At 60.8% G+C, this 18,351-nt stretch carries 11 protein-coding genes, 1 tRNA gene and 1 pseudogene; 5 read left to right on the top strand and 8 right to left on the bottom strand.

Annotated features, from left to right (window positions below):
* Positions 1–50: 50 nt before the first annotated feature.
* On the top strand, positions 51–1,988 hold the full coding sequence (gene dnaG / locus H535_RS0115035) for a DNA primase (RefSeq protein WP_026820198.1): 1,938 nt from the start codon (positions 51–53) through the stop codon (positions 1,986–1,988).
* 74 nt (positions 1,989–2,062) lie between these two features.
* Positions 2,063–2,134: transfer RNA gene (locus tag H535_RS0115030), tRNA-Asn, on the top strand.
* A gap of 366 nt (positions 2,135–2,500) precedes the next feature.
* On the opposite strand, the gene H535_RS0115025 is transcribed toward H535_RS0115030, so the two are convergent.
* Positions 2,501–2,722, bottom strand: a complete 222-nt coding sequence (locus tag H535_RS0115025; protein WP_026820197.1) for a hypothetical protein — start codon at positions 2,720–2,722, stop codon at positions 2,501–2,503.
* 374 nt (positions 2,723–3,096) lie between these two features.
* On the opposite strand from H535_RS0115025, the gene H535_RS0115020 reads away from it, so the two are divergent.
* On the top strand, positions 3,097–5,007 hold the full coding sequence (locus H535_RS0115020; protein ID WP_026820196.1) for an ATP-dependent nuclease: 1,911 nt from the start codon (positions 3,097–3,099) through the stop codon (positions 5,005–5,007).
* A gap of 48 nt (positions 5,008–5,055) precedes the next feature.
* Here the strand turns inward: H535_RS0115020 and H535_RS25805 are convergent.
* Together H535_RS25805 and H535_RS0115010 are read right to left on the bottom strand one after the other, a co-directional pair.
* A pseudogene (locus H535_RS25805) lies at positions 5,056–5,377 on the bottom strand (thiamine-binding protein).
* A gap of 55 nt (positions 5,378–5,432) precedes the next feature.
* Positions 5,433–5,654, bottom strand: coding sequence for a hypothetical protein (locus H535_RS0115010; RefSeq protein ID WP_162144893.1), 222 nt, complete (start codon positions 5,652–5,654; stop codon positions 5,433–5,435).
* A gap of 181 nt (positions 5,655–5,835) precedes the next feature.
* On the opposite strand from H535_RS0115010, the gene H535_RS0115005 reads away from it, so the two are divergent.
* Positions 5,836–6,237: a hypothetical protein gene (locus tag H535_RS0115005; protein WP_026820194.1), complete on the top strand. Its 402-nt coding sequence runs from the start codon at positions 5,836–5,838 to the stop codon at positions 6,235–6,237.
* Positions 6,238–6,315: 78 nt separating this feature from the next.
* Here the strand turns inward: H535_RS0115005 and H535_RS0115000 are convergent, their stop codons facing one another.
* From H535_RS0115000 to H535_RS0114980, 5 genes are all read right to left on the bottom strand, one after another.
* Positions 6,316–6,819 (bottom strand): hypothetical protein, encoded by a 504-nt coding sequence (locus tag H535_RS0115000; RefSeq protein ID WP_026820193.1) that lies wholly within the window; start codon positions 6,817–6,819, stop codon positions 6,316–6,318.
* Between the two features lie 72 nt (positions 6,820–6,891).
* Positions 6,892–10,620 (bottom strand): ABC-2 family transporter permease, encoded by a 3,729-nt coding sequence (locus tag H535_RS0114995; protein ID WP_026820192.1) that lies wholly within the window; start codon positions 10,618–10,620, stop codon positions 6,892–6,894.
* The gene (locus H535_RS25800; protein WP_211236607.1) at positions 10,617–12,989 is read right to left on the bottom strand and encodes a hypothetical protein; all 2,373 of its coding nucleotides are present in this window, start codon (positions 12,987–12,989) and stop codon (positions 10,617–10,619) included. The genes H535_RS0114995 and H535_RS25800 overlap by 4 nt, the downstream gene beginning before the upstream one ends.
* A gap of 40 nt (positions 12,990–13,029) precedes the next feature.
* The gene (locus H535_RS0114985; RefSeq protein WP_026820191.1) at positions 13,030–13,929 is read right to left on the bottom strand and encodes a hypothetical protein; all 900 of its coding nucleotides are present in this window, start codon (positions 13,927–13,929) and stop codon (positions 13,030–13,032) included.
* Between the two features lie 183 nt (positions 13,930–14,112).
* Complete coding sequence (locus H535_RS0114980; RefSeq protein WP_026820190.1) at positions 14,113–16,488, bottom strand: type IA DNA topoisomerase; 2,376 nt, start codon at positions 16,486–16,488, stop codon at positions 14,113–14,115.
* A gap of 1,121 nt (positions 16,489–17,609) precedes the next feature.
* Between H535_RS0114980 and H535_RS27905 the strand changes: the two genes are divergently transcribed.
* Positions 17,610–17,894, top strand: a complete 285-nt coding sequence (locus H535_RS27905; RefSeq protein ID WP_162144892.1) for a DUF3040 domain-containing protein — start codon at positions 17,610–17,612, stop codon at positions 17,892–17,894.
* The last annotated feature ends 457 nt before the right edge of the window (positions 17,895–18,351 follow it).

The raw sequence follows: 18,351 nt of genomic DNA, 5'->3' as shown, positions 1-18,351 counted from the left end.
TATCCACAGCCGGTTCTTTGCCGCCGATCTCTCTGGCATAAACTGGCCGGGTGGCTGGAATGATTCGACGCGAGGACATCGATGAGGTGCGCCAGCGGACGGACATCAAGCAGGTAGTCGACGCGTACGTGACGCTCAAGAGCGCCGGAATCGGCTCATACAAGGGGCTGTGTCCGTTCCACGACGAGCGCAGCCCGTCGTTTCACGTCCGCCCCCAAGTGGGGCGCTACCACTGCTTCGGCTGTGGCGAGAGCGGCGACGTTATCGCTTTCGTGCAGCGCATGGACCACACCGGATTTTCCGAGACCGTTGAGAAGCTCGCCTCCCGGGTCGGCTATGAGCTGACCTATGAGGATGGGGCCGGCCCCAGGCGCGAGGACGTGGGCAAACGGCAACGGATGCTGGACGCGCACAAGATAGCCGCCGAATTCTTCCGCAGCCAATTGCTCTCGCCCGGCGCCGCCCCGGGCCGCCAGTTCCTGGCCGAACGAGGCTTCAGCCGTTCCGCCGCCGAGCATTTCGGCGTCGGCTTCGCGCCACAGGGCTGGGACGGCTTGCTCAAGCATCTGCGGGGCAAGGGGTTCACCGAAGAAGAGTTGTCCAACACCGGGATGTTCAGCCAGGGCTCCCGGGGTATGTATGACCGGTTCCGGGGCCGGCTGGTGTGGCCAATCCGGGACATCGCCGGTGACACGATCGGATTCGGCGCCCGCCGCCTGCTCGACGACGACAAGGGCCCCAAATACCTCAACACCCCCGAGACGTTCCTCTACAAGAAGTCGCAGGTGCTCTACGGCATTGACCTGGCCAAGCGCGAGATCGCCAAGCAACGTCAGCTGATCGTCGTCGAGGGGTATACGGATGTCATGGCCTGCCACCTGGCCGGTATTAAAACCGCCGTCGCTACTTGCGGAACGTCCTTCGGTGCCGAACATGTGAAAATCTCCCGCCGGCTGCTCTCCGATGATGGCACCGGCGGCGAAGTGATCTTCACCTTCGACGGCGATGAAGCCGGGCAGAAGGCCGCCCTGAAGGCCTTCGACGAAGACCAGAGGTTCGTTGCCCAGACCTACGTCGCCGTCGAGCCCAGCGGGGCCGACCCCTGCGACCTGCGGGTCAACCGCGGCGACGCTGCCGTGAAAGAACTCATCGACTCCCGGCGGCCGCTGTTCGAATTCGCCATCAGGGCCACGCTGCGGAAGTTCAACCTGGATACCGTCGAAGGTCGGGTGCAGGCCTTGCGCGCCTCCGCCCCGGTGGTGGCCCGGATCCGTGACGCGGCGATGCGCCCCGCCTACAGTCGGGAGCTGGCCGGATGGCTGGGCATGGACCCTGAGGAGGTCGGCCGGGCCGTCTCGGCGGCTTCACGACAGGCTCAGCAAGCCCGGCAGACTCAGCCGAACCACCCGCAGCAGAGGCATTCCCGGCAAGGCGGGCACGGCCGGCCGGGCACTGCGCAGCATGCCGGCGGCGGGGAAGAAAATGACGCGGCTGCCGATACCGGACCGGCTTACAGCCGCCCGGACCCAAGGGATCCCGTGATGCGTATCGAACGCGACGCCTTGGAAGTGGTGCTGCAGCAACCGGCCATGTTGTCCGATCAGCAATGGGAACGGTTTCGGGCCGTCAGCTTTACCGCCCCGGCCCATGCGGCCATCCACCAAGCCGTCCGCGCGGCAGGAGCCGCCGGCGGCACCCCGGCACAGTGGGTCGAACAGGTCCGGCAGGAAGTGCCGGATGTGCTCGACCCGTTCGTCTCGGAGTTGGCGGTGCGTCCACTGAACACCACGAGCGCCGAAGCCTTGACGATGTACTGCACGGACATCCTCAACCGGCTGTTCGAACTGCAGCTCACCCGGGAGAAGGCAGAGAAGATGGGACAGTTGCAGCGGATGGATCCCACCGCGGATCCGGAGTCGTACCAGCTGCTGCAGCGCGAGCTCATGGAGCTGGAAATGCGCCGCCGCGCGCTCCGCCAGGACGGGTGAACAACCGCGGCCAGCGCAAGTTTCCGCAATTTTCCCTTCAAGGGAGTTCCTTGTTAGGCTTATATCTGCTTCATTCCCCCATAGCTCAACGGCAGAGCATTCGACTGTTAATCGAAGGGTTGCTGGTTCGAATCCAGCTGGGGGAGCGAAAATAGAAGAGAAAGGCCCTCTGACTAGGCAAAACGCCAGTCAGGGGGCCTTTCTCTTTGCCTCAAAAAACCCCAGGTACCGGGCAAGGCACCGGGCAAAGGATGTTATTGCCCGGTATCGCGCAAAACGGATGACCCTCTGTTACTACGACTTACTGCCCATCATGCTGCAGGCCGCACTTGGCTCCGACAGGGCGGCTCGTGCCGCCTCGTCTCAGCAGACTCGACGGTCGCACCAGAACTGGAACCGCTGTCAGATGACAGCACCGCGTGCTTGCGCATATTCAAGTAGCAGGCCGCAATCCGGTCACGTCACATCGGAACCGAATACACAGGCAGCGTGGCAGAGCACAGAGTGCCGGCTTATTCCTCTTCCAGGATCAGCGGCGTAAAGCCGCCCAGGGCTTGAGGCGACAAGCACGCAGCACAGCAGGGCAGCCCGGCCGAGACACATTCGAGCAATAGGTCCCGGTCGTGGCCGGTGTTCCAGTCGCCGGTGCGTTCATCGGGTCCGGGCGTGGTCCCGCACCAGGGCAACAGGTCGGCCGGGCGGGTATACAGGTGGTGGACAACGTCAGCGCTCATAGTCACCATCGTGCCACTGTGGCGGCCACGAACATCATCGATTCAGGACATGATTAACAAATAGCTACTGCGACTGACCCCGACTCACGGGATCGAAGGATCACGACTCATACACCACTACACCGAAATTGTCCTCCGATAAGTGCCTGGCACCGATTCGCTCCGAGCGGCCTCGCCTCTCAGTCATCGTCGGTGCTCGCCGATAGGATGGACTCGTGTAGCGCGCCCCATCTCCGGCGGTGCGAGTGACACGGGTGAGCGAGGGCGAGTATGACGAGAACGGCGAGGAACAGAAGCCTCGGTGCGGCCAAGGCCAGCAAGAACGAAGGGGAATCGGTGATGATCACTGAACCAACATCCCCAGGAGGTCCGGGTTGCGACTGACAGCATTCCGCGTCCGAAAGTTCCGGAACATCATTGACAGCGGCGAGATCACCGTTGACGAGATGGTCACCTGTCTCGTCGGGATGAACGAGTCCGGTAAGACCGCGATCCTGTCGGCTCTCCACCGGCTCAATCCTGTCGACGGCGACGAGTTCGATGAGCAGCGGGACTACCCCAGGTGGCTCCTCTCGAGGGATCGGCGCGAGGAGACGATCGACGCGGTGGAGCCGATCACCGCGACCTTCGCCTTGGAGGACGAAGACGTGGACGCACTCACCGCGTTTCTCGGTAAAGGGGTCGTCTCAGCCAACACCGTGGCGAAGGTGTCGCAGCGATACAACACCGAGCGCCAACAGTGGAACATCCCACACGACAAGGCCCATGCAGTCCGCAATCTCCTCGATCGTGCAGAAGTCCGCAAGAAGACGACCGAGCGCTTCAAGGCGGTCGAGGACCTCGACGGCATCGAGGCCGTGTGCGCGAAGCTGATCGAGGACGGGAATGACCCCCAAACCGAGAAGACTGCAGAGGAAGTGACCGCAATCCGAGCCGAGTTGAAGAAGCTTGGTGGGGGCACGACATCGCGCGTTGCTCTGAACCTGCTGAAGTCACGGCTCCCGAAGTTCTTCTACTTCTCCGACTACTCCCGCCTCGACGGTCGAATCGACATTACCGCCCTCGCCGAAGCTGACACCGAGATTGGCTCGTCACCGAGCCAGACCGCTCGCGCGCTGCTCCGGCTCGCGAGGACGACACCGGCGGCCCTGAACGACGAGGACTATGAGGACCGCAAGGCCGAGCTCGAAGCGGTCGGCAATGAGCTGACCACGGAAGTCTTCAAGTACTGGAGGCAGAACGAGAATCTCGTGGTGCAGTTCGACATCGATCGCAAGATTGAACAGACCCAGCCGAACCGCCACACCGTCACGAGGACGTCCCTGGACATCAGGGTCCAGGACAGGCGGCACATGTTCACGAACAACTTCTCTCAGCGCTCCGCTGGCTTCCGCTGGTTTTTCTCCTTCCTCGCCGCGTTCACGGAGTTCGAGCGGCGGAAGGAGCCCATGGTCGTCCTGCTCGATGAGCCCGGCCTGACGCTGCACGCTCGCGCGCAGGGCGACTTGATCCGCTTCCTCAACGAGCGCCTGGCGACTGTCGCCCAGGTCCTGTACTCGACCCACAGCCCGTTCATGGTCGAGACCGACCGGATCGCCCGGACGCGCATCGTTGAGGACGGCGGACCGGAGACCGGTGCGACAGTCACGCAGGAAGTTCTGACGGTGGGCGAGAGCAGCCTGTTCCCGCTCCAGGCCGCGCTGGGGTACGACATCGCGCAACACCTGTTCATCGGGGACGCGAATCTGCTCGTCGAAGGGTCGAGCGACTTCGTCTTCCTCGACACACTGAGCCGAATGCTGCGGGATCGCGACCGAACCGGGCTGGACTCGCACTGGCAGATCCTCACGGCCGGCGGCGCGTCGAACATCCCCGCTTTCGTTGCGCTCATGGGGCGGAACCTCGAGGTGACAGTGCTGATCGACTCCGGCGTCGAAGGCGCGGACCGCCTCGAGAAGGCCACGAGTGCGGCTCGGTTGCAACAGCGGCGGATCGTCCAGGCCAATGAGCTCACCGATCACAAGCAGGCAGACATCGAGGACCTGTTCGAGATCGAGGACTATCTGAAACTATTCAACAGGGCGTTCGAAACGACAACCTCGGCCGACGACCTCGGATACGGCGACCGGATCGTCAAGCGTCTGGCCGATATCCACGGCGGATACAGCCATCACCGCCCCGCGGACATGCTGCTCCGGAATCCTGAGTTGCGAGACCAGTTGAGCGACGAGACGTTGGCTCGTTTCGAACAGCTTTTTGAGCGCATCAACGGCACACTGGCCTGATCGTCTCGCCGCCTGTGGACGGAGACCTCGGCTGACTTGGCACGGCTCTCATCGAGGCTGACCTGTCCCGTCCTTGAGTTCTGCATCGAGCCGCGTCAGCTTTCCCTCGATTTCGTTCTCATGGTCTGGCCGGATGTCAGCCTTGAGCACCAGCGAGGCCCGCGGCCCATAGGCCATGACAGCCTCACTCGCCCGTCTGACCACAGCCATCACTTCATCCCAGCCTTCCTTCCAGCTCGGTGAACATGCTCGTGGTGCGGTGCGGCAGACCGGACTCGCGCACCACGCGCACTGCCGCGGCCACGGCATCACCCACAGAGCCGTCGTTAGCACTGGTGCCCGACGGGGCAACCGAAAACGCAATCAACATCAGATCTCCTTATCTTCTCTGATTGAAACCCGACAACTCTCCATAAAGCCGAGGCTTATTCCTCTTCCAGAATCAGCGGTGTCCAGCCGCCCAGGGCCTGCGGCGACAGGCACGCCGCACAGCAGGGCAGCCCGGCCGAGACGCATTCAAGCAATAGGTCCCGGTCGTGGCCGGTGTTCCAGTCGCCGGTGCGTTCATCGGGTCCGGGTGTGGTCCCGCACCAGGGCAACAGATCAGCGGGGCGAGTATACAGGTGGTGGACGACGTCAGCGCTCATAACCACCATCGTGCCACTGTTGAAGCACATATCCGAGTCGGACGTGGTTACTGTATTTTCGTCGCGGTCGTGATCCGCCAAAACGCTGAAGCACCAGCTCCTATGCGACAATGGTAAAGAAATATGTATGTTAAATAACATACAGTGACCAACCAGGCACCGATACGAAAGAGCACAAATCATGATGTCCGCGACGATGAAAAGAAGTCTTCTGATCGTGGCGGCGGTGCCCGCGTTGGCTTTCGGATTGACTGCCTGCGGTGGTGGAGCCGACGGTAAATACATTGGTGAAGTCGAGTCCGCCACCAATGCCGGTTATACCACCCTTACCATTGACGGAAACACTATAACCTATCAAGCATTTTACTGTAGCAATACACCGAAGGCAGACGAGAAAAGTATCGGTCAACTCAATGACAATCAAACACAAGTCATCTGGACGCAGGAAGGCACGTGGGAGGGGAATGACCAGATCTCCATGACTGACGATGCTCTTTCGATAGCAGGCGAAACCTTCACCCGTGAAGGGACCGATGCGGCCCAGGCCCAGCTCAAAGAACACCGGGAGACCTGTTCGGATTAGCCGAACTAACCCAAATTAGAACAACATCACAGCAGGCCCGTGGGGAGCATCCCACGGGCCTCCTTCACGTCGCCGTCTTCACCGACCGCCAAGAAAGTCCCGCATCCGCTCGGCCTCGTACTCGGCACAGGTCTGCGGCGGTGCTGATCCCCGCACGCCGTGCCGGTCGATGTAGTCGATCACCGACCACTCGAATTTGTTGGTCAGCCGGGAGACGGCCAGCACAGCCACCATTACGGACGCGACCAGCAGATTCAGCACACATAGCGCCAGAAATGCCACCAGTGCGAAAAGCCAGGAACGGTCCCGTGCCGCCGGTCCGGTGGTCAGGGCGATGACGGCGAATATCACCATGATGCTGTTGGCCAGACCCGCGGCGACGAAGGCCTCACCGTTGATTCTCGCCAGGACAACCGGCCGGCGGCGACAGCGCAGAGCTGTCACAACGCGGGCCAGCAACATCACAGTGACCGTAATGGCCACCAGCCACAAACCCAGTTCCCGGCCACCGTCGGTCCACCAGCGCCGACAGTGCCACCAGCCGGCCGGGAAATCGTCACGGAGCCGCGATCGCAGACTCATCACCACCCTTGTCTGTCGTCACTTGAGCAAAACACCGACCGGCACGAAATCGTGCCGGTCGGTGCCTGACCTTTAGCGCTTCGGTTTCGACTGGCCGGGGCCCTTTGGCTGCTTCGGCTGCCTGGGTGCCGGCTTCGGCTGTGCCAGCTGAACCGGGCGCGTTGGCCGCTTCGACTGCTGCGGTGTCGCTTGCTGCTTTGGTTGCGGTTGCTGCCTCGGCTGTTGCGGTGCCGCCTGCGACTTCGGCTGCTGCGCTTGCTGCTGCTTAGGTTGCACTGGTTGCGCTCCCTTCTGCTGCGGTGCCGGCTGCCGCCTTGGCTGCGATTGCGCCGGTTGTTGCTCCTTTTGTTGTTGTGGCCCAGATTCGGCGGGCCGCTGAGAAGTCGTCTGCGGCTGCGCTGGGTGCACTTGCTTTGGTTGCTTCGACTGTGGTTGCTGTCCCTTCGACTGTTGTGAAACCGTCTGCGGCTGTTGCTGCTGCTTCGGCTGCTCGCCTGCAGAAGCGGCAGCCGCGCCGGCTGCAGCAGCACCGGTCACACCACCGGCTGAACCACCGGCTGAGTCACCCTGTGCTGCTGCGGGCCGGGACTGGCTCTTGCCCGCGGCCGGGCTCTGTGGGGACAATTCCGGTCTCTGCCCACCGGTTGAATCACCCTGTGTGCCGGCGCTGTTCTGCGACGGTGAACCCGGTGTGGAACCGTTGGTTCCTGACAGGTTCGTACCCCCGCCGGTGGCACCGGTGGCGGAGCCGGCACCGGAACCTGAAGAACCAGGCTTCGCGTCGGGACTCTGCTGATCAGTGGAACCGGCGGCCGCGTCGGGCCCGCTGGCCGACGACGCACTGCCGGCAGCGGTCGGTCCGCCGAGCCTCGACAGTCCGCCCTGGGCGTTGACGTCATTGGCCACGGCCTTGTCGGTGCGCGCGCTGTTCGGTGCGCCGACACTGGTCAGCACCTGCGAACCGGCGGCCGCGTCGGGCCCGCTGCCGGCGCGGCCATCGGCCTCGACCGGATTCTGAGCGCTGTCACCGTGAAGACCGCCTTCGCCCTGCGATCCGTCGCCACCGATGCCGTCTTCGCTGGTGCCGTCAGTGCCCAGCTGGCCGGAGCCGCCGACGCCGCCGGCGTGGCCGTCACCGGTGCCGCTACCACCAGCCATGACGCCGACATTGGCTCCACCGCTGGAGTCAGACGCACCGCCCGGGTTGTTCTGCCCGTTCGGATCAGCAGGATCGGACGGCCCGCCGGAACCGCCGGCAGAACCGGCAGAGCCTTCCGTCTGTGATACGCCACCGGCACCGCCGGCCGGCAACTGTGACTGAGGTCCACCTGAAGACGACCCGCCGGACAGTTTCTTCGGGCCGTTGGTCCCGCCGGCATTGGTCCCACCGGACTTGGGGCCGGATCCGCCGCCGCCTGTGGTGGGCTGGGAACCGGACCCGCTGTTTCCGCCGGATTGCTTGTTCATCAGGGAACCGGCGGCAGCGGAGCCGACACCGCCGGCCATGGCGGGCATGACACCGGATCCATCGCCGGATTGCTGCGGAGGTGTGTTCGTCTCCAGGAACTTGTCCACGAGCTTGGTGACGACTTCGTCCATGGCTTCGAGCACCGACTTGCGAACACGCATCAGCACAAACGTGACCCCGATAATTATGATCGTCGAAATGGCGGTCATCACCACCACGGCCACGGCTCCGAGAACTCCACTGCTGAAGATACTGGTCTCCGTGCCCGAGACCAGATCGGCGATCGGGCCTTCGATGATCTGCGGCAGTGAGACCAGAAACTGCGAAACGAACTGGTAGAGGAACAAGGTCACCAGTATTTCCAGGATCAGTGCCACGGTATAAATGATCACTTTGCTGATGCCCGACAGTGAGCCCATGGTGGCAAACGGCACCGCCGCGACCAGACTGAACATCCGCTTGATCGCGGCCACGAGCATGCCGATGGCGTAGAAGAAACCGATGACGACGATCGAAAACAGCAGCACGACCGCGTTGACCCAGTACATGAACGAGGCCGGACCGGTGCCGACCTGGCTGACCGCGTTATGGGTCTCGCGAGTGAAACCCGAGGTTGCCTTGTCCGAGGAGAAGATCGTCATCGACTGCGGCGCGAACGAAGTGTTCAGGTAGTTGTACGCGGCCAGTGGGGACATGTTGCAATTAGCCGGGTTGCCCTGACTGTCGACGACCCGGTAGCCGCAGTCGACTCTGGTCTCCTGGTGAGTGAAGAAGATCTTTTTCGATCCACCCGTCTTGTTCGCTTGCCAATCCAGGCCCACCACTCCCGTGGAGATCAGCGGGTGATCGCGCGGCGACAGATCACCTTTTTCACCAAAATCCTTGGCCTTAGCATAGCCACCGTCGTCGGTGAACCACGTGCGCTTCTCTGCCTGAGTCACACCATCCGACTCTTCGGTCAACTGGGTGATATTACTTTTGATGCCGGACTCGAAGTCGGAGGCGGTGATGGACTGGCTGGTGATGTACTGACCGAGCATGCCCATCGTGGCCAGGACGGCCCCGGTGTCGGGATTCTCCACACTGGGATCGACCGAAGCCGACTGCCAGGCCTGGCCCGCGGTATGCGACGATGTGCCGACATTTATATCGGAGAAAGCGTCGTGGGACTGTGCATTGATCGCCAGGGTCGAGGTGCGCACCGACAGTATCGACTTTGATGTCGGCTGCCCTTCGTCAGGATTCCACGAAATGGAGGCTTTCTCGGGAATATAGAGGCGGTTCTGCGTCATCCAGGCATTGAAGTCGACGTAGGTGGAGAGCACGACCCTGGTCGGGCCGGCGTGCGAACCGACCAGCGAATCATCGAATTGATCGAGAATGCCGGTATACATGCTGCCGATCAGCGGCAGGCCCAGCCCGATGAAGGCCACACGCACGACGAGTTTTTTGATCGCCGATCCACGGTTCATCTTCTTGAAAAAGACCAGGCTCAACAGCAGGAAACCGATGAACAGCGGCACTAAAACAGACCACGAAATACTGACCAATGTGCTATACCACTGGTCGATAAACGCTGCCAGCCCCGCCAGGGGGCCATCGGCCAGCGTACTGTCGCCACCGGCCGTCATCCCGTTGGCGAAGAGCGCGCCGGCGGTGTTCTTGACGGCCTCAGCGAACCACATGAACGGGTTGAGCAGCTGGAGGATCTGGATCACCATCCAGAACAGCCACGACACACCCATCGACAGGGCATAGGCGAACCAGATCACCGAGCCAGCGATGGCGTGAATCATGCCGCCGCCGATACCCGAGGACATGCTGTCGAAGCCCAGGGCCGCGTTGGCGGCACCGAAATAAGCATAGTTCAGCAGACCCTGATAAATATTCTCTTCGGCGTCAGGGGTCTTGAACGTGTCATAACTGAGTGTCTGAGACGATCCCGAGACAGCGGAGAACAGCCACTTGACAGTGAAGCTGAACTCCGGGTCGGCATAGCCCAGCAATGAACCGGCCATGCCGGGATGCTTGGTGACTTCATGCCACTCGTCAGTCATCCGCTCGGCGGCGTCATCTGTGGCCTCATCGCCGCTGTCACCGTCGCCCTTAGGCGAATTCTCGTTGCTGAAATATGATGCCGCGTTCGACGACAGCTGATACAGGCTGTAGTCGGCTGTGTCTTCCTCACCGGCGGCAGAGGCCGAGCCGGAGAACAGCGTCAGTATGGCCGGCACCAGCAGGGCCGCCAGTAACATGCCCACCATGCAGCGCACCAGGATCGAGGGTCTCCCAATGGCACACGTCCGCACCCTGACCGTCATCTTCCGGTTCATCGCCCGCTCCTTCGATTGCCGATCTCTCGCTTGCTCATCGTCGCCTTGGACCGTGTCTTGGACCGATCAGTCGAAAGAGCTTTCCGCTTGGTTCTGGTCATTTTCATCGAACGATCCGTCGAACCGTTCGGTGAGCCATAGTCCACAGGGCCCGCGCCGGTGTTGTTTGCCGGCGGTGTCGGCTCGCTGGACTGGGCATCCTGTTCAGCCTGACCGACGACCAGCGCCATTGCCCGGCGCTGGTCTTCGCGGACAGGGTTGATGCCCAGTGCCAGATCGGGCTGGAATACCACGTTGGAGACGCCGCGGCGCAGATACGACAGGTTCTCGCCGCGACGGGTGATCAGCCGGGCCAGATCCGGCGGGATCTGCTGGTGCAGCTGCCTCTGATACTCCGCCACGGTCTTGTCCCGCATCGGACCGAAGATGGTGAAATCAGCGGCGTCGAATTTGTTGAACGCGGTGTCATCGAGCATCTTGTCGATGTTGTTGTAGCTGAAGACCACGCGTCCGCCACGCTGATACAAGTGTTCGAACTGCGTCTCGATATAGGATTTGACCCGGTCGTCGACGTATTCGGCCCCGTGGATGATGACCGTGTCACCGCGGTCGAGCTTGCCGATGGCAAAACCGACGATGTTGACCAGCTGTGCCATGGCCACACCCTTGCCGCGGCGCATCAAACGCGAGAAGTCGTAAACCACGCGCTTGGCGTCACGAACCCCGTCGACCGCCGGAGCCGTATGATTGTTGAACAGATCGCCGTTGGTCGACAGCATGGCGTTGGCAATGCCCTGAAGCACGTTGTACGCGCGCAGCTGGTCCGGGTCAACCTTGGATGAGTTGACCAGTGCTTTGTGCGCGGTGGCCAGATAGGACACGAACATCTGCAGCCGGGGCACCTGCTGGTGCGGGATGCCCACCACACGCAGGCGGTGGCGCTGCTCCTTGGCGTTGTGCGACCACATACCCTGTTCGACGTAGAAGTCGGTGGCGGTATCTTCGAGAGCACTGCGGATGATCGAGGCCACCGAGCCGTCGATGGACTCATAGAGCTGCTCGAACATGAGCTTGAGCTTCTCCATCTGAGCCGAAAAGATCGCCAGTTCGTCATCGGCATCACCGAACATCTCGAACATGTTGACGTCGCCGCTGTTCAGGTCCACCCGGGAGGTGATGCCGTCGAAGGCCGGGCCAAGCCGGTCCATGTCCGCCCCGTCGAGCACCAGGTGAACCACGTTGTGATTGGACAGCAGCGCCGACTGGGACAGCTTCGAGCACCACATGTCGGCGACCTGGACACCGTTAAGGTAGTCACCGAGGGCCGAGTCAGCGATGACGGCATGGTGATCGTAGTTGTTGGCATCGAAGAGCACCGCTGAATTGTTCACGTCCCCGACCATGTAGCCGACATATTCGCCGCGGCGGTCGTTGAGGCCGTTGGTCACCAATGAATGCGAGCCGGCCAGCTCCGTGGACGTGAAATAGAAACCTTTGCCGCGCTTCTTCTCGTTCTTCTTCAACAGCGCCGACAACTCCTGGCGCTGCTCACCGGCATAGGCGGCCACGCTCAACGTGCTGAACCGTTCGATATACAACCGCGAGATGGTCTCGATTGATGCTTCGAGCACTTCCAGGGACGGGGCTTTGAGCAACAGGCGGTTCTGGACGGACAGGTATGAGGCACCGTCGGCGAGTTCGTCGATAATGATCTCCAGGTCCGACGAAACTTTCTCCGCCTTGCGCTTCGACGACTTCGTGCCTGTATCGTCCTGCTCACCGGAATCGAGCTTGTCCAGCTTCTCTGATTGCTTGGTGTTCTGGTCAATCCACTTCTCGCTCATCCGCGTCACTTGTTCCAGCACCACGGCCGTGACCCGGTCGTCAAGACCGTCCGGAATCCGGCCGATGCCCCAAAACGGCGGAAAGGCGTCTTTGGCGGCCTCGTCGTGAAAGAACGCCAGCACGGTCCCGACTGAGTTGTCGACTTCGAAGTAGTCCGAGCGGAAGACATATTTTTCTTTGGGTTTGAGGGCCAGCAGATGAGGATACGATTCAAACCGGCCTTCAAGCTGTTTCATCTGCTGGCGGCGCTTGAACCAGCCCTGTTTCTTTTCAGGTTCATCGGTGTCGGCCTCGCCGGTGTCATCGGCGGCGGTGCCTGCCTCACCACCGTCCTGCTTCATCCGCTGCCGGCGCTTGAACCAACTCTGCTTCGTCACAGCGGCAGTGCGTTCACTGGCTTCGCCGTCGTCGATCACCGCCGGCTCGGTGCCAATCAGCTCATCGGCCAGGGTCGTCGTACCGGTGTCAGTTTCATCCGCTGCCTCGGTATCGATCGGTGTTCGGCCCTTCGTCAGCATTGCCATATCTGATGCCCCTTTGTGGTGTTCATGTCTCGTCAAAATCTCAGGTTCCGGTGCGGCCGGTTGTGAATGGATCGTCGTTGACGCCCTGGTAGAAGATCCGCAGCGTCTGCCGGGTCTCTTCGCGATCGAGCATCGTCACTTCTTTGACCATCAGTGACGATCCTTCAGCCTCGGCCTGCAGGATCATGTGCCCCTGGCGCAGACCGTCGGCACTGACGCCTTTGAGCAGCACGTACTGGTGAATCGACGTGAACTTGCCGCCGACATGTTCGGTGAGGATGTCGTACTGTTCGTTCTGTAGTTCCAGCAGATCCGGGTCGCGGACACCCAGCTCACGGTTGCGCCGCTCCAGGTTCGCCACCTGGTGATGGATCCGCTGCGGCTCCTTGGTGGTGATGAAGATGTATTCGCATGAGGTCTGGACCTTGCGCCAGAAAGCATCGACCCGGTTCAGGATCCCGCGCTGGTCTTCATCGAACAGCAGATAGCTGGCTGAGCCGACGATCAGGTAGAGCTGGCCGACGCTGCCGTCGGAAAAATCGATCCGCCCGCCCTCTTCGATGCTGTCGATACCCACGATTGAGGCGAATTCGCTGGGGTCCGAGCTGCGTCTGGCCACCACCTTGCGGGCGCGGGTGGGAAGATACGACAGCAGGGCCGGCACCGTCATCAGCCGCAGCTCTTTCGTCCTGGTCAGCCCGCCGAGGTAGAAGACCATGGCCAGCGACCAAATGACGAATAAGACAATGATCCCGATAGAGGCCTGAGCCACGAACGTTGAGCTGACAAACCATATAGTGACCAGGACCCCGCCGGTTAAAAACAGCAGCTGCTTGATCGGCGACGGCTTCGCCTGCCACCCGCCGCCGGTCAACGTAATCTCGTGATCCAAGAAGCTGCGGTTCAGCGACGAAGGCATCTTGAAAACTTCTTTGGCCATGTCGACCCCTCACTATATGTCCTATCACGCCATCATATTTACTCTGTCTCATAGATGAGTTATTCATCATCCAGCATACAGTATATGAATGATCCAAATAGATCAGTGAAACATCATCGACCGTGGTGGTTGTGAACAGCCACCACGGTCGACAACACCCGTTCTCAACGTCCGAGCGCACCTTTAAGCGAAGGCGGGCACGATCTTCTTCTTGCCCTGCTCTTCTTTCCACGTCACGGACGCGTCAAAGTTTTTTCCTTTTTTCGAGGTAAAACCCGTGACAAAGACCGACTCGCCGTCGGTGAGCTTCTTCTTCTCCTCGTCGGTGAAAGAATGCTGGCACCATGAACGCGGCGGTTCGTCGACACCAAAATCCGGGACGATCTTTTTGGCTGACGCATCCCACGAAACTCTGGCCCCGAAAGTGTTGCCAGTCCTGGCACTGACAAAATCGTCGAACTCCAGGCTCTGTCCGGCCTCGAGCTTGCCTTTCTCGTCGTCGGTGAAGTGGTGTCCGCACCACGACGTCGGCCGGTCGGGAACCTCGAGCTGGAAACCGACGAACTTGCGTCCGTTGAATTCGCCGACGCCGAGCTTGCCGATAGCCGTGTAGTTCTTACCCGCCTTCGACGTGGCCTCAAACGAGATCGTCTCACCGGCCAACAGCTTCCCGACCTCCTCGTCGGTGAACTCATGCTGGGAGAAAACCTTCTTGAACGCGACCTGCTTCGGACCGGAAGGGGCTGCCTGCCACACGCCTTCGCAGCGACCAACCACCGTCTGTTCGCTCAAGCCCAGCTGTTGACGCATCGATGCCGCGTTGGTGCGCATCTGCTCAATATCGGTACAAACCCAGTCGGCCACCCGGGCCAGACACTCGTCAGCGTCGGCGGTGCCGTCGGCAATGGCACGCATGTCGGCATAGACCTGCTCGGTCAACGACAGGTCACCGATCCTGGTGCCCGGCAGCAGCAGCCAGCTCATCTGCCCGGCCTCGGCCAACAGCAGCTTCCTGCCTTTCTCCACTAGCAGCGGGTATTTTGCCTTCGTCGAGGTCACGTCGGAATACGTCGAGGTGCGCGTGGCACCGGTGCCCACGTCGCGCTTCTCCAGCTGTTTCATCAGCCATTTCATACTCGGGTGCTCCGGGCGCTTGTTCGCGCCCTCGAAGACAAACGGATCAGCGTTGGTGCCCAGGCCCCGGGCGGACTCGTTCTCGTCACCGTCGGCTGTCTCATCACCGGCATCAGGATCGAACACCGCCTTCCAACCGGGTTTTTTCGGCACGTTGGCCAGCCCGGCGAAATCCGGATACTTTTCGACGTGGCCTTTCTGCTGCTCGTAGACGTAATCTTCGGCAACCATGGCCAGGTAGTTTTTCGCCAGGGTCTGGTAGATCAGCCGGCCGGTGGCACCAAAGCGCTGCTCAACGTCGTCGAGCGAGGCCGGAACCTTCGGTCCCGGGCGGTTAGCACCATGCGCGCCGGCGGCCTTGACATGAGACTTGCGTGGTTGCCGGTGAGTCAACAGCGCCGTATCAACGCCAACTACAGAGGCGATCTGATCAAGATGCGGGGCAAGTTCGTCGAACTGCTCGGGCGTGATGGTCTTATCCTCGGTGCGCGGATACGAGACCACCTGGGCTTCATACATTTTCTGGTACGTCTCAAGCGTCAGCTTTGCCTTGACTCCCTGGCCCACCAGCATCGAAGACAGAGTTGCCAAATCCAGCAGCCGCGGGGGAGCGGTCTTCTTCGTCTCGGTGCTGTCAACCGTGACCGGCGAGGGGCCGTACTGCTGCGACACCTGCTCTTTCTTGTCGAACCTCGGCTCCTGCGGGTTCGTATACATGACTTCGTTTTCGTCACGAAACCGGTTCTGGAAGAACGGCTTCTTCACGTAGTCGTTGTAGGCCTTCAGCTGATCGCCGACCAGCAGCGTCATAGCCGACTTCAACCGGCCCTGGCGCAGCACGGTGTTCTGTCCGGAAGCGTGGGCCATGTTGGTGGCGATACGCGTGAACTGCATGCTCAGCAAATCGAACTGAGAGCGGTAACGTGCTTTCTTGTACTCGTCGAAATCAACCAGCAAAGCCATGCTCTGGCGCGAGGTGAAAGCTTTTTGCAGCGACGCCGGTGCCTCATCGGTGAAATACATCCGCGACCAGGTCTTCGGTTTGAGTCCGAGCTCAAGGAACGCGTTGACGGCGATCATGCCGCCTTCTCCGGTCGGATCGACATCAGTGGCGACCACGAGTTCATCGCAGCGCGCCAGCTTCTGTTTCACTTCGGAGGCGACCGCCCCGGCCCCTTTGATCGTCTCCAGCTGCCAGGACAGATCCGCCGGGTTCCAAGGCAGATTCACCAGATCCCATTTGCGATATTTCTCGGCCAGGTCCGCGTCGGAGACCATCCGGTGCGGATCGACGAACTCGTACAAATGCCCGCGGGCGTGGGCGATCACATACGGCTCGCCGTTGTACGTGCCGCTGTCACCTCCCAGTGCCGCGGCAAAATGCCGCGCCGCGGACGGCTTTTCGGTCAGGATTCCCACAGTCATCTGTGTGCTCCAATAGATAGACAATTTATTTATCAATCCATACTATCGCAGAATGATGATACATGATCTATCGAATGGGGCCATAGTTTCAGCATCAGTGCCCACGTCATTGTCACCGGCAGTGCCAAGACCAGTCGGCGTAACCGACCTCGGGGATATCTTGAAGAACGCACGATCAAGTTCTTCAAGGAGGTGACAAGTATGTCGCAACACATCGAGCAGGCTATGGTCGGCATAGGTCGCTATATGGTGCTGAGCATCGTGATCGCCGGTCTCCTGATCGCCAAAACCAGCGTGGAGATGGCCCTTCCGCAACGGTGAACCGATCAGTACTGAACCGATAAGTACGTCGGGATCCAGGAGCACCGGCGTACCGGCGGCGTAGACTTCTGGCCGGCGGTAATGGCCGGCGTCAGAATCTAACTTGGCTGATCCTTAGCGCGGAACCTTATCGTCCAATGCGATTTGAAATTTGCCGCAGTGGCTTCCGAGTGTGCGAGGCACCTGGTACCGGCCAGTTGATCCAGCCTGTCGTGGAGGTCGGTGTACCCCAAGTTCCGCACTGTGGATAATTCGGTTCTCGTCGACCACCATATATCCATGCTCGAACAAGGCATCGCAGCTTAGCCTCGATCTTCCATCGGGGCCCCGCCCCGCAGTGGGGGCGTGTTTAAGCGGTGAAAGGTGCCCCTTGGGGCGCGAAAATAGTAGTCATCACACAGCTACTTAAGCAGATCGAAGGAGCACCTTTACAGTGAATGAGTCTACCTCGTTTTCTCCGCCGGTTCAGGTCGATGGTGAAGGGGCCGGGATCGTGTCGGCTAGGAGAGGGGGTGTCTGTGGGAAGAAAATTCAGTGATGAGGAGATCATCAACCTCTTCCAGGATTCGTTTCACATGGTGTCGAATAAAGCGTTCTGGCCGCAGTTGAGGGAGCTGTCAGGATCGAGCAGAACTTGCAACCTATACTAAGCAGCCTTATGTTTTGTAATGTGGTTACTGGCCTCTCTCATGGGGGCCGTTAAGAAGCGAGCGGTCCTCTGTGAGAGGGGTCCTCATGACGGCTGGATGCCGGCCCCGGCTGGGCCTGACAATGAGCATTCAGCGCGGGTGGAGGTCACAATGCCGATGTCGGGGGAAGAACGACGGCGTCTGGCTGAAATGGAGCAGAAACTTACCAGAGAAGACCCGATGCTGGCGGAGGAGTTGGCAGCCGGAACGGAGGACCGACGTCCAGGGGGTTCGTTCGACTGGTGGCTGCTCATGCTCGGTGGACTACTGCTGCTCGTCATGGGATTTTTGAACCAAGAGATCATCATGGGAGCCATCGGCTTCACGCTGATCGGTGCGGGGATTTACGGTCTGTGCAAAAACCAGAGAAGAAGACAGGCCCGGCGCGACGAATAGTTTCATCGAGGGCCGGCCGAGGCAGATGCCATTTTCGGTGCTAATCGCGGGGCATTTGACTGGCTGAGCAAACACTAGGGTCATTAGCACCAACTCCGGATGCCCCAGCTACTGTTTTTCGGTCCCGCTTTCTTTGGTGGGCCAGTCTTTTACCGCCGCGGCCAAGGTGTTGGTTGTCCACGAAACGGCCAAGGCTGTGCTGGAGACCGTCGGTTATTGCCTCTGGAGATGGGTGTGGCACCCGCCCCGGGAGACTGGGGGAGCGGGTGCCACACGTGCAGCCTTGGGCGGGCTGCTGCTTTGCGGGTGCTTAGAGCAGTCCGCCCAGCAGGGACTCGTTGTCTTCGACGCGGTCAGTGTTGCTCTGTGAGGAGCTGTCGGCGTCGACGGTGGAGTCGACATCGGGGTTGGCGTTGGCCTCAGTGTCGTTGCCGCTGAGGATGCCGTCCAGGTTGTC

Origin of the sequence: Arthrobacter castelli DSM 16402 (assembly GCF_000430705.1) — a bacterium.
Taxonomy (GTDB): Bacteria; Actinomycetota; Actinomycetes; order Actinomycetales; family Micrococcaceae; genus Arthrobacter_C; species Arthrobacter_C castelli.
The sequence above is the reverse complement of the archived record's forward strand: the minus strand, read 5'-3'. Positions and strand labels throughout refer to the sequence as shown.